Source organism: Meridianimarinicoccus roseus (genome assembly GCF_003172915.1).
In the GTDB taxonomy this organism is placed as follows: Bacteria; Pseudomonadota; Alphaproteobacteria; order Rhodobacterales; family Rhodobacteraceae; genus Meridianimarinicoccus; species Meridianimarinicoccus roseus.
In genome coordinates this window covers 30,639-43,342 of record NZ_QGKU01000030.1, presented here as the reverse complement: position 1 = coordinate 43,342, position 12,704 = coordinate 30,639, and the positions used below count along the sequence as shown (strand labels likewise).

Annotated in this window: 7 protein-coding genes; 4 read left to right on the top strand and 3 right to left on the bottom strand. The window is 67.0% G+C overall.

Annotated features, from left to right (window positions below; all coding sequences use genetic code 11):
- The first annotated feature begins 1 nt into the window (after window position 1).
- The gene (gene tkt / locus DKT77_RS07900; RefSeq protein WP_109811166.1) at window positions 2-2,026 is read left to right on the top strand and encodes a transketolase; all 2,025 of its coding nucleotides are present in this window, start codon (window positions 2-4) and stop codon (window positions 2,024-2,026) included.
- 74 nt (window positions 2,027-2,100) lie between these two features.
- Window positions 2,101-4,722: a cation:proton antiporter gene (locus DKT77_RS07895; protein WP_109811165.1), complete on the top strand. Its 2,622-nt coding sequence runs from the start codon at window positions 2,101-2,103 to the stop codon at window positions 4,720-4,722.
- Window positions 4,723-4,726: 4 nt separating this feature from the next.
- Here the strand turns inward: DKT77_RS07895 and ade are convergent, their stop codons facing one another.
- Complete coding sequence (gene ade, locus DKT77_RS07890) at window positions 4,727-6,415, bottom strand: adenine deaminase (RefSeq protein WP_109811234.1); 1,689 nt, start codon at window positions 6,413-6,415, stop codon at window positions 4,727-4,729.
- Window positions 6,416-6,602: 187 nt separating this feature from the next.
- On the opposite strand from ade, the gene DKT77_RS07885 reads away from it, so the two are divergent.
- The gene (locus DKT77_RS07885) at window positions 6,603-9,002 is read left to right on the top strand and encodes a S8 family serine peptidase (protein ID WP_238547749.1); all 2,400 of its coding nucleotides are present in this window, start codon (window positions 6,603-6,605) and stop codon (window positions 9,000-9,002) included.
- A gap of 29 nt (window positions 9,003-9,031) precedes the next feature.
- On the opposite strand, the gene guaB is transcribed toward DKT77_RS07885, so the two are convergent.
- Window positions 9,032-10,483, bottom strand: coding sequence for an IMP dehydrogenase (gene guaB, locus DKT77_RS07880; protein WP_109811163.1), 1,452 nt, complete (start codon window positions 10,481-10,483; stop codon window positions 9,032-9,034).
- Window positions 10,484-10,603: 120 nt separating this feature from the next.
- Here guaB and DKT77_RS07875 point away from each other — a divergent pair, with 120 nt between their 5' ends.
- The gene (locus tag DKT77_RS07875) at window positions 10,604-11,599 is read left to right on the top strand and encodes an agmatinase (RefSeq protein ID WP_109811162.1); all 996 of its coding nucleotides are present in this window, start codon (window positions 10,604-10,606) and stop codon (window positions 11,597-11,599) included.
- Window positions 11,600-11,608: 9 nt separating this feature from the next.
- Here the strand turns inward: DKT77_RS07875 and DKT77_RS07870 are convergent, their stop codons facing one another.
- The gene (locus DKT77_RS07870; RefSeq protein WP_109811161.1) at window positions 11,609-12,700 is read right to left on the bottom strand and encodes an ABC transporter ATP-binding protein; all 1,092 of its coding nucleotides are present in this window, start codon (window positions 12,698-12,700) and stop codon (window positions 11,609-11,611) included.
- Between the last annotated feature and the right edge of the window lie 4 nt (window positions 12,701-12,704).

Sequence of the window (12,704 nt, the reverse complement as noted above, 5' to 3'; positions counted from 1 at the left end):
CGTGACCCTGACTGCCCTGCGCGAACGCGATCCCGACCATTGGCTGAAAGCCTGTGCCATCCGCACCCTGACGCTCGATGCGGTGGCGGGGGCCAATTCCGGCCACTCGGGAATGCCGATGGGCATGGCCGATGTCGCCACGGTCCTGTTCGAAAAGCACATGAAGTTCGACGCAAGCGCGCCGGAATGGGCCGACCGCGACCGCTTCATACTGTCGGCAGGCCACGGCTCCATGCTGGTCTACGCACTGCTGTACCTTACCGGATCGCCCGACATGCCGATCGAACAGATCAAGGCGTTCCGCCAGTGGGGCGCGCGCACGGCGGGCCACCCCGAATTCGGCCATGCCCGCGGGATCGAGACGACGACCGGCCCGCTGGGGCAAGGCATTTCCAACGCAGTCGGATTCGCGCTGGCCGAGGAAATGCTGCGTGCCCGCTTCGGTAAGAAGATCGTGGATCATTACACCTGGTGCATCGCTGGCGACGGTTGCCTTATGGAAGGCGTGAGTCACGAAGCGATCGGGCTTGCCGGCCGCCAGGAGTTGTCCAAGCTGATCGTGCTGTGGGACAACAACAACATCACCATCGACGGCAAGGTGGACATCGCCGACCGTACGGACCAGATCGCGCGGTTCCGCGCCGCGGGCTGGTCGGTGCATGAGTGCGACGGCCACAATCCGGCCGATATCGACGACGCGATCAGCGCTGCAAAGAAAACCTCCAAGCCGTCGCTGGTGGCCTGCAAGACCCACATCGCCATCGGTTCCGCCGCGCAGGACACCTCCAAGGGGCATGGCGCGCTGACCGATCCCAAGGTCGTGGCCGACACCAAGGCGGCATACGGCGTGGACTGGCCCGCCTACCATGTCCCGCCCGAGATCAAGACCCTTTGGGAAGAGATCGGCGCGCGCGGCGCGGCGGAGCGGGCCGCGTGGGAAAAGCGCCTCGCGTCGCTGTCCGGCGCGAAGCAGAAGGAATTCACCCGCGTCATGGCGGGCGAGGCACCGGCCAAGCTGTCCGCCGCAATCAAGGCGCTGAAGCGACAACTGGTCGAGACGCAGCCGAAGATCGCAACGCGTAAGGCTTCGGAGAACACGCTGGAAGTCATCAACGCGATCATGCCAGAACATGTGGGCGGATCTGCGGACCTGACCGGATCGAACAATACCAAGACGGGCGATCAGGGCGTGCACCTGCCGGGCAACCGCGACGGGCGCTACCTGCACTACGGCATCCGCGAGCACGGCATGGCAGCGGCGATGAACGGCATGATGCTGCATGGCGGCATCCGGCCCTATGGCGGCACCTTCCTGTGCTTTGCGGATTATGCACGCGGGGCAATGCGCCTGTCCGCCCTGATGAAGCAGCCTGTAACCTATGTCATGAGCCATGACAGCATCGGGCTGGGCGAAGACGGGCCGACGCACCAGCCGGTAGAGCATCTCGCGATGCTGCGGGCCACGCCGAACACCCTGGTGATCCGGCCCGCCGACGCGACCGAAACCGCCGAGGCGTGGGAAATTGCGGTGCAGTCGAGGACCGCGCCGACCGTGCTCGCGCTGTCGCGTCAGAACCTTCCCGCCCTGCGCACGGAATTCAAGGCGAAGAACCTTGTCGAACAGGGCGCGTATGTTCTGGCCGATGCGACCGGCAAGCGCGAAGCGCTGCTGATGGCCACCGGGTCGGAAGTGTCAATCGCCATGGCGGCGCGCGACCTGCTGCAAGCCGAAGGCATCGGCACGCGGGTCGTGTCCATGCCGTGTTGGGAACTGTTCGAGGAACAGCCCGAAAGCTACCGCCGCCGGGTGCTGCCAGCGGGCCCGGTGCGCGTCGCGGTCGAGGCTGCGATCCGCTTCGGATGGGATCGCTGGCTTTTCGGCGAGCGCGGCAAGCGCGAGAAGTCGGGATTCGTCGGGATGCACGATTTCGGGGCCTCCGCGCCCGCCGAAACGCTTTATGCCGAATTCGGCATCACGGCAGAAGCGGTCGCCGCCAAGGCGAAGGCGCTTCTCGGCCGCGAGTGACGCCAGCCCCGCCCCGCAAACGGGGCGGGCAATCGCGCAGTTGCCAGCGCGCCCGGCGGCGATAACCTGACAGCATGGACATCGTCGTCATAACCTCCATCGTCGCCGGGCTGTTCCTTGTGATCGGCCTGGCAGAACCGCTGGCCGCACGCCTGCGGCTTCCGTTCAGCGTAATCCTGGCCGCGGTTGGCATCTTGATCGGCTCCGGCGCGGCGTTCTTCTGGAGCACGGAACTGACGGACGCGCTGAACCCGGTCGCGCTGGCGATCCTGAACCTGCCGATCAGGTCCAACGTCTTTCTCTATGTGTTTCTGCCCACGCTGCTGTTCCAGGTCACGCTCGGGATGAACCTGCGCCGGATGCTGGACGACTGGGTGCCGATCCTCGTGCTGGCGGTCGTGGCAGTGGTGGCGGCGACATTCGCGGTCGGCTACGCGCTGTTCTATGCCAGCGCGCTGCCGCTGGCCGCCTGCCTCCTGGTGGGGGCCATCGTATCCACCACCGACCCGTCCGCCGTCGTCAGCATCTTCCGGTCGATCGCAGCGCCCAAGCGCTTGAGCCGCATAATCGAGGGCGAAAGCCTGATGAACGACGCAGCCGCAATCGCGCTGTTCGGGCTGTTCATGGGCTACGTCATGTCCGGCGTCCCCGACCCCGACATGGGAGCCGCGATCCTGGGCTTTCCCGTGCTGATGCTGGGCGGCGCGCTGACCGGTATCGCCATCGGACGCATAGCGGTCGGAGTGATGGTGCTGGTCGCGCGGTTCGAACTGGCGCTGATCTCGGTCTCGGTCGCGCTGCCCTACATTACCTATATCGTGGCCGAACAACTGGCGGGCGTGTCGGGCGTGATCGCTGTGCTTGGCGCCGGTCTGACACTGAACCTGCTGGGGCCGGGCCGCTTGCCCCCGCAAAGCTGGAACGCGCTGCGTGAGGTCTGGGACCTGCTGGCGCACTGGGCCGGCGCGCTGATCTTCATCCTCGCGGCACTGCTGATCCCGCGTCTGCTGGACGGGCTGCGCGTGTCCGATTTGGGGCTGATCGCGGTTGTGACGCTGGCGGCGATCGCCGCGCGTGCTGTGATCCTGTTCGGGCTGCTGCCGCTGCTGGCGCGGCTGCGCCTTTCGCCGCGGGTGGAACGGCCCTATCGCACGGCGATCCTTTGGGGCGGGCTGCGCGGTGCCGTCACGCTGGCGCTGGCGCTCGCGGTTACGGAAAGCTTCCGCGTCCCGATCGAGGTGAAGCGCCTTGTCGGCATCCTTGCCACCGGCTTCACGCTGTTCACGTTGATGGTGCAAGGCACGACGCTGCGGTGGGTGATCGGGCGGCTGGGGCTGGACAAGCTGGGCCCGCTCGATGCCGCGCTCTCGCAACAGGTGATCGCCGTCGCGCTTCAGCAAGTCCGCGAGGACATGGCCAGCACCGCCGAACAGTACCGCCTGACCCGGGACACCGTGCGCGCCGAAGCCAAGAAGTTCGCCCGGCGGCTCGACCGCGCGGTGGAGGCCGCCGAGGCAAGCGAGGAGATCCTTGACCGGGACCGCGTGACGCTGGGCCTTATCGCGCTGGCCGGGGCGGAACGCGACCTGATCCTGGAACGCTTCCGCGAACGGGCGGTGTCGGTACGGCTGGCCGACCGGATCCTGTCCAATGCCGACCGGCTGATCGAGGCAACGCGCAGCGGCGGGCGGCTGGGCTACCTGCGCGGGGCGCGCGCCGGAACCGGCGGCGGGCCGCGCTTGCGGGGCGCGGTGTTCCTGCACAATCGCTTGCGGGTGTCGCGCCCGCTGGCCCGGCTAACCGCCGACCGTTTCGAGATGCTGCTGGCCCAACGGCTGATCCTGAACGACCTGCACAGCTTCATCGACAACCGAATACGCCGGATTCACGGACGCCGTGTCGCCGACCTTTTGCACGACCTGCTTGACCGGCGCGGGGAGGAATTGCAGCAGACGCTGGACGGTCAGCGCCTGCAATATCCCGGTTATGCGGAGGAACTGGAACGCCGTTTCATTCGGCGCACCGCGCTGCGGCTGGAGGAACGCGAATACACCGCCATGCGCGAGGACGGCCTGATCGGGTCGGAACTGTACCAGACACTGATGCAGGACATCGCCGGGCGCCGGTCCGATGCTGAAGGACGCCCCAAACTGGACTTGCGGCCGCGCAAGCAGGACCTCGTCCGCCAGTCGCCGCTTTTCGCCGACCTCGACGACCGCACCGTACGGCAGCTCGCCCGAGCGCTGGTCACGCGCTACACCGCCGACGGTGAGCGGATCATTCGGCGCGACAGCCCGGCGCGCAGCGTGTTCTTCATCGCCTCGGGCGCGGTCGAAATGGACCTGCCGGGCGGGCCGAAGCGGCTGGGACGGGGCGAGATGTTCGGCCAGATCGCCCTGCTGCTGAAGCACCCGCGCCGGGCCGAGGTGCGCGCCATTGCACCCAGCACGCTGCTGATCCTCGACGAGGCGCGTTTCCTGCGGCTGCTGAAAACCTCGCCCGTGCTGCAGCGCGCCGTGCGCGACAGCGCCGCCGCTCGCGGCTTCGACCCAGAGGAGGTGTTCGCCGGACGGGACTGGAACACCGCCCCGCGCGGTGCCGCGACACTTGAACCGGACCAAACTCCGGACGCAGCGACCGCGGAAGGGACGTCAGATGCGCCGGACCGGGACGCCAGACCGCAGCGCCCCGCCTGAGCGGTCAGATCACCTCGAAGCGGTCCACATCGACCATGCCGTGATCGGTGATCTTCAGGTGCGGGATCACCGGCAGGCACAGGAAGGCCAGTTGCAGGAACGGCTCTTCCAGCGTCACGCCAAGCCCGCGCGCGGCGGCGCGCAGGTCGGTCAGGGCCGCGCGGACTTCCTCGAACGGGGCGAGGCTCATCAGGCCCGCGACCGGCAGCGCCAGTTCGGCCAGCACGCGCCCACCCGAGACCACGACGAAGCCGCCCTCGATCTCGCCCAGCCGGTTCGCCGCCAGCGCCATGTCGGCGTAGTCCGCCCCGACCACGGCGATGTTGTGATGATCGTGGCACACGGTGGACGCGATGGCCCCCCGAGTGATGCCGAACCCTTGCACGAAGCCGGTTGCGATGTTGCCGTTGCGTCCGTGCCGTTCGATCACCGCGACGCGCGCAAGATCGGGGCCCGGATCCGGCGGTCGGTCGCCCTCCACGGCGGCAACGGCGGCGCGGCGATGCTCGGTCAGAATCTTGCCGGGCCAGATGCCGATCACCGACACCTCGTCTCCGTCAGATGAATGACGGAAGACGGCAGGGTCTACGCGCGGGGCCTTCACACTGCCGCGCGCCACCGGCGCGACGCTTGCCCGCGCCGCGAACCCTTCGGCATCGGCGGGCACGCCGCCGCACAGAACCAGCCGCGCCCGGCACGCGGCAAGGTCGTCCAGCACGACGATGTCTGCGCGCTTGCCCGGCGCGATCTGCCCCCGGTCTTTCAGCCCGAACGCCTCCGCCCCTGACAGCGACGCCGCGCGATACACCGCCAGAGGATCGCAGCCCGCCGCGATCAGGCTGCGGATCATGTGGTCGAGATGCCCGTGCTCGCCAATATCCAGCGGGTTGCGGTCATCCGTGCACAGGCACATGTAGGGCGCAGTCAGTGGCGTCAGCAGCGGCGCGAGCGCGGCCATGTCCTTGCTGACCGATCCTTCCCGGATCAGGATGCGCAACCCCTTCTGCAGTTTCTCGCGGGCCTCCTCGGCGCTGGTCGCCTCGTGTTCCGTCCTGATGCCCGCTGCACAATAGGCGTTCAGGTCGCGCCCGGTGAGAAGTGGCGCGTGCCCGTCGATATGCCGCCCGGCGAAGGCCGAAAGCTTGGCCATGCAGCCGGGGTCGCGGTGGATCACGCCGGGATAGTTCATGAACTCGGCCAGCCCGATGACGCGGGGATGGTCCATCAGCGGCACCAGAGCGTCCACATCGAGGGTCGCTCCCGCAGTCTCCATATGGGTCGAAGGCACGCAGGACGACAGGTTCACCCGGATGTCCATCAAAGTGTGTGCGCTCGCCTCAAGAAAATAACGGATGCCATCCAGCCCCGCCACATTGGCGATCTCGTGTGGATCGCAAATCGCCGTGGTGACCCCGCGCGGCGCGACGCAGCGGTCGAACTCGAACGGGGTGATGCAACTGCTTTCGATGTGCAGATGCGTATCGATGAATCCCGGCACCAGCACCGCGCCGGTCACGTCAATCTCCCGTGCCCCGTCATACTCCGCGCCGATCCCGACGATCGTGTCGCCGCAGATCGCCACGTCGCCGCCGATTCGCGCGCCGGTGACAAGACACAGAACCTCGCCCCCTTTAAGCACCAGATCGGCGATCTCGTCCCCGCGCCCCTGCGCGATGCGGCGTTCCAGTTCCATGCGCGGTCCCCTTTTTCTGCGTTGCCGCAAGGGTCGTGCAGAACCGCGCAATGCGCAAGGTGGCGGTGACGCCGCCCACAGTGTTTGTGCCTGCGTTTACAGATGGGTTTTTTCCCGCTACGTTAACCAAACGGGCAGGACCAAAAGAAACCGATTTTCTCATCATTCTCATTGGGATGCCCGTAGCATGCACAATTCCTTTTCGTTGACTTTCCGCGGTGCGTTTGTCTGCCTCGCCCCGCTTCTGTCAGGTTGCGCAATCTTCGGTGGCGGCTCCGATCCTGAACCGATGGGCGGTGCTGGCGGCGGCGGCCTGGTTCTAGGGCCGACGCGACCCGCGCTTCTGCCCGAACCGATGCTCGGCAGCGCACCCGTGGCGTGGCTGTCACGGGAATACGCCAATTCCAACGGGCTCGCGCTGATCAGCGCCGCCGAAGGCTACGCCATTCGCCAACAGGGTGCACCAGGTGGACAGGGTCGGCGCGTGGCGATCCTCGACAGCGGCGTGGACGCGACGCATCCAGAGTTCGCCAACGCAGAGATATACGCCTTCGGCTATGATGACCGACGCGACCTGAACGGACACGGCACCCATGTCGCAGGCACTGCCACCGCCCGACGCGATGGCGCGGGTGTGCACGGCGTGGCCTACAACGCACAACCCGTCAGCTTGAAGGTGATGCGCAGTGTCGATGTCATCGGCGGAGTGGAAGCCCGGTTCGTGTCGATCGGGTCCGACCTTGCGACCGGAATTCTGTCGGCCGCGGGCATCGGCACGACGATCCAGCGGTTCGACGTGGTCGGAAACCCGCTTCTGTTCCGCGACGCGTTCGGGCGGTTGCAGTTCCAGACGCTCACATCGAACCCCGGCGCGCGGTCCGACGTGATGAACATGAGCCTTGGGGTGCCGGACCCGCGCGGTCAGGTTTTCGAGGCGATGTCCGCCGCAGCGCGGGCCGGAACGATCATGGTTTCGGCGCTAGGCAACGACAGCCGCGTCGGTCCGTCCGCCGCGCCCGGCATCTATACGGACCGGCTCGGAGGGCTGGCCATCGGGGTTGCGGCCCTCGATCCAAGCGGCACGCGCCTTGCCAGTTTCTCAAACACTTGCGGCGCGCTCTTCCACTGCATCTCGGCGCCGGGCGAAGGCATCCTGTCCACGGTTCCCGCCATAGTTGAAGGGACGAACTATGGCCGAAAAAGCGGCACCTCCATGGCCGCTCCGCATGTGGCGGGTGCCGCCGCGCTGGCGCAGGCGGCCTTTCCGGGTGTCGCGCCGCGCGACATCGTGGACCGCATCCTCCGAACCGCCGACCCCATCGGGCCGCGTCAGGTATTCGGCTTCGGACGGCTGAACATCGAACGGCTGATGGCGCCAGTCGGCATGCTGTCGGTGCCCACCGGCGCGACAGTGACCGGCGCGGCGGTGCCGCTATCCGCACTGCAGGCGACCTCTGGACCCGGCGGCGCGGGCGCAGCTCTGGCCGCCGCTACCGGCCGGATCATGGTTCTCGACAGCATGGGCTTTCCATTCGCTTATGACGCTGGCAGCCGCGGGGTCAGCCCGGGGCAGCTCACGCGGCAGGCACTCGATGATTTCATCGACCTGACCGTTGCGCCGCGCATGGACGTTGTCAGCCCTGAACTCGGCCTGCGCATCGTCGGCATCTCGACCACGGACGACCAGTACCGCGATTGGGTCCGCACCAGTGATCACCAGCGCGAAGACATCACCTTCTCGCAGATGGACGTCAGCTTCGATGCCTCCGATACCCTGCGCTTCGGCTTTTCCAGCGAAGCCGGGCCGGTCAGCGGCCTGCGCGGACAGCACGCGGCTCTTGTGTCGTCGGGCCTTCTGGGGTCCGACCTGTCGGACGTGAACCCGGTTCCGTTCAGCGGAGACGGAAACACCTTCCGCATGGCCTTCGCGGCCGGAAACGACACCTGGCTGGAAACCGCCTTCCACGAAGGCGACGGATATTACGGCGAGGGCGAGACGCAGACCTTCCTTGTCTCGGCGCAGCACCGGCGCGGCCCGTTCGAGATGTCGCTGCGGCTCGGGCAGACCGACGAAACCGGCGCCGCCGCCGGGGCGGTCTATTCGGGCTTCGCCAGCGACGTGTCGGCGCAGACCGTTTTCACCGGGGTCGATCTGGCTTGGCAAGCCAGCGACCGGGTCAGCCTCAGCGCGGGCTACAGCGTTGCGCAAACCTCCATCGACAGCGGCGGGCTGACCCGCTTCGGGGACCAGACCAGCGACGCCGCCTCCGCCGCGCTGTCGATCGGGGGTGTCTTTTCATCCAACGACCGCCTCACCCTGATCGCGGCCCTTCCCCACGCCACGCGGTCCGGCAATGCGACCGTGTCGGTTCCGCAGCGGCGCACGCCGGAGGGGGCGGTTCTCTACAACGAGATCTCGGCCGACCTTGCCCCGCAGGCGCGGGAAAAGTCGCTCCAGGCGGTCTATTCGCTGTTCTCGCGCGCGGGCCGCAGGCTCGATATCGCGGGATTCACCCGGTTCGATGCCGACCACGTGCAGGGAGCGCGCGACACCGGTGCCGCCCTGCGCGCGACCTTCACCTTCTGACGGGCGCGGCGCGGGCGCCGCAGCGATCCTCAGGCCGAGTAGTTGGGAGATTCGCGCGTGATCTGCACGTCGTGCACGTGGCTTTCCTTCAGCCCGGCCCCGGTGATACGTACGAACTGTGCATTGCGCCGCATCTGCTCGACCGTGGCTGCCCCGGTGTAGCCCATGGCGGCGCGCAAGCCTCCCACCAGCTGGTGGATCACCGCGCCCGCCGGACCCTTGTAGGGCACCTGCCCCTCGATCCCCTCGGGCACCAGCTTGTCGCTGGCCGCGTCCTTCTGGAAGTAGCGGTCGGCGGACCCGCGCGCCATCGCGCCAAGGCTGCCCATGCCGCGGTAGGACTTGAACTGGCGACCCTGGTACAGGATCACCTCTCCGGGGGACTCATCCGTGCCCGCGATCATCGATCCGATCATTGCGCAATGCGCGCCCGCCGCGATCGCCTTGGCGAAATCGCCGGAGAACTTGATCCCGCCATCGGCGATGATCGGTACACCCGAGGCTTCCGCCGCGCGCGCGCAATCCATGATCGCGGTCAGCTGCGGCACGCCTACCCCGGCGACCATCCGGGTGGTGCAGATCGAGCCCGGGCCGATCCCGACCTTCACCGCATCCGCGCCCGCGTCGATCAACGCGCGCGTCGCATCGGCGGTGGCCACGTTGCCGGCAACGACCTGAACGGAGTTGGAGGCCATCTTGATCCGTCTGACCACTTCCGAAACGGCGGCCGAGTGGCCATGGGCGGTGTCCACCACCACCATGTCGATGCCCGCATCGATCAGCGCCTCGGCGCGTTCGAACCCGGCATCGCCGACCGTGGTCGCGGCCGCAACGCGCAGCCGCCCAAGATCGTCCTTGCAAGCCTGCGGGTTCAGCACAGCCTGCTCGGTATCTTTCAGCGTCAGAAGCCCAGTCAGCTTGCCTTCGCCGTCCACCACCAGCAACTTCTCGATCCGCCGCGCCTTCATCAGGTCCTTGGCTTCCTCAAGCTCCGCCGGCTCGCGCAGCATCGCCAGCTTGTCCGAGGTCATCATCACCCGCACCGGCGTGGCATCGTCGGTCGCAAAGCGCATGTCGCGGTTGGTCACGATGCCCACGACGCGCCCGCCCGCGTCCACCACCGGAAACCCCGTGATCTTGTAGCGCGCGGCAAGCGCCTTGGCATCGGCCAGCGTCTGGTCGGGCGTCAGCGTCACCGGGTTATAGACAATCCCGCTTTCGAACCGCTTCACGCGGCGAACCTCGTCCGCCTGCTCCGCCACGGTCAGGTTTCGATGGATCACACCGATCCCACCGACCTGCGCCACCGCGATCGCCATCCGGCTTTCCGTCACCGTGTCCATCGCCGAACTCAGCAGCGGCACGTTCAGCCGGATCGACTTCGTCACCTGCGTCGAGGTGTCAGCCTGCGAAGGCATCACCGAGGACGCGGCGGGAAGTAGCAATACATCGTCGAAGGTCAGTGCCTCGCGAATCTCCATCGGGGTCTCCTGCGGGAGGTTGCGGTTGGCGCGTCCCTATCGCACGGATGCGCGGGCTGCGAAAGCCCCAATGCCCGCCGCCGACCTTGCACTCTCGAGATTTTGTGTCAGCATCCGTGCATGGCACAGCATGGGTATGACAGCGGGCGGCTCAACCTGCCCTTCACCGGGATCGCAACCTTCGCGAAAGCGCCCTACACACCGGACTGGCGCGTGCTCGATGCCGATGTCGCGGTGCTGGGTGCACCGTTCGACTTCGGCACGCAGTACCGGCCCGGCGCACGCTTCGGTCCGCGCGCGGTGCGCGAGGCGTCTACCCTGTTCAGCTTCGGCCATGCAGGTGCCTACGATCACGAGGATGACGCGACCTATCTCGGCCCGGACGTACGCATCGTGGATATGGGCGATGCCGACATCGTGCATACGGACACGGAAACCAGCCACGCCAACATCGCGGCGGGTGTCGCGGCGGCGCTGGATGCGGGCGCGCTGCCCGTGGTGATCGGCGGCGACCATTCGGTCAACATTCCCTGCATCCGCGCCTTCGCCGGGCGCGGCCCGATCCATGTGGTGCAGATCGACGCCCATCTCGATTTCGTGGACGTGCGCCACGGGGTGCGCCACGGGCACGGCAACCCGATGCGCCGGGCCGCCGAACAGGACCATGTCACCGGGCTGACGCAGCTCGGTATCCGCAACGTGTCTTCAACCGCGAAAGACGGATACGACGCCGCCCGCGCCATGGGCTCCGACATCCTATCGGTGCGGCAGGTGCGCCGCCTCGGGACACAGGCGGTGCTGGACCGCATCCCGCCGGGCGCCACCGTCTACCTGACGCTGGACATCGACGGGTTTTGCCCTTCCATCGCGCCGGGCACCGGCACGCCCAGTCACGGCGGCTTCCTGTATTACGAAGTACTGGAACTGCTTCAGGGCATCGCGCGCCGCCACCCCGTCGCGGGCATCGACCTTGTGGAGGTCGCGCCGGATTACGACCCGACAGGCAGCACCGGCATTCTTGCCGCGCAAGTGCTGCTCAATTTCCTGGGATTCATCTTCCATGCCCGCGCGGCGCGCGGGGAGGGGGCCGCCCTGCCCGGACGCCCCGCCACGTGAAGCCACCCGCTAGAGATAATGCAGAGACGTGCCGTTGTGGAACGCGTGCAACTTCTCGGGCACGGCGGTCAGGTTTAGCGTCTCGCCCCGCTTAACGTGTACGATGCCCGGCAGCTTCGCGACCATCTGCTTGCCCTCGTCGCCCTGCGCGGTGGAATAGACGACGGTCACATCGCCCAACCGTTCCGAGATCTCGACCTCAAACGGCACGAAACCCTTCACGCTGTCATCGGCGATGGTCAGATCTTCCGGGCGCACGCCCAGTTCCACCGTTGCGCCCATCAGGTTGTCACCCGATGGCGCGTGCACCGTCACCTCGCCGCCTGCGGTGCGCACGGTCGTCTGCGCGCCCGTGCCCGTGACTTCGGCCTTCATCAGGTTCATGGCGGGCGAGCCGATGAATTGCGCCACGAAGGTGTTCTGCGGCCGCTCGTAAAGCTCCAGCGGCGTGCCGACCTGGCTGATCCCGCCGCCCGCCAGCACGACGATGCGCGAGGCCAGCGTCATCGCCTCCACCTGGTCGTGGGTGACGTAGATCATCGTGCTGTCGGGCATCGATTCCTTCAGCTGCGCGATCTCGATCCGCGTTGCGACCCGCAGCGCCGCGTCGAGGTTCGACAACGGTTCGTCGAACAGGTAGACCTTCGGATCTCGCACGATCGACCGGCCGATCGCCACGCGCTGGCGCTGACCGCCCGACAGCGCCTTGGGCAGACGATCCAGATAGGGCTCCAGTTGCAGGATGCGCGCCGCATTTGCGACCGCCTTGTCGATCTCCTCGGGGGATTTCTTGGCGATCTTCAGCGCGAAGGTCATGTTGTCCCGCACAGTCATGTGCGGATAAAGCGCATAGGACTGGAACACCATGGCGATGCCCCGCTGCGCGGGAGGCACGTCGTTCATGCGCTGCCCGTCGATCTCCAGCGTGCCGCCGGTGATCTTCTCCAGCCCGGCGATCATCCGCAGCAGCGTGGACTTGCCGCAGCCGGACGGGCCGACGAAGACGATCAGCTCGCCCTTCTGGATGTCCAGGTTGATGTCGCTGAGGACTTTCACCTCGCCATAGGCCTTGGCGACGTCCTTCAGGTTCAATTCGGCCATTGGT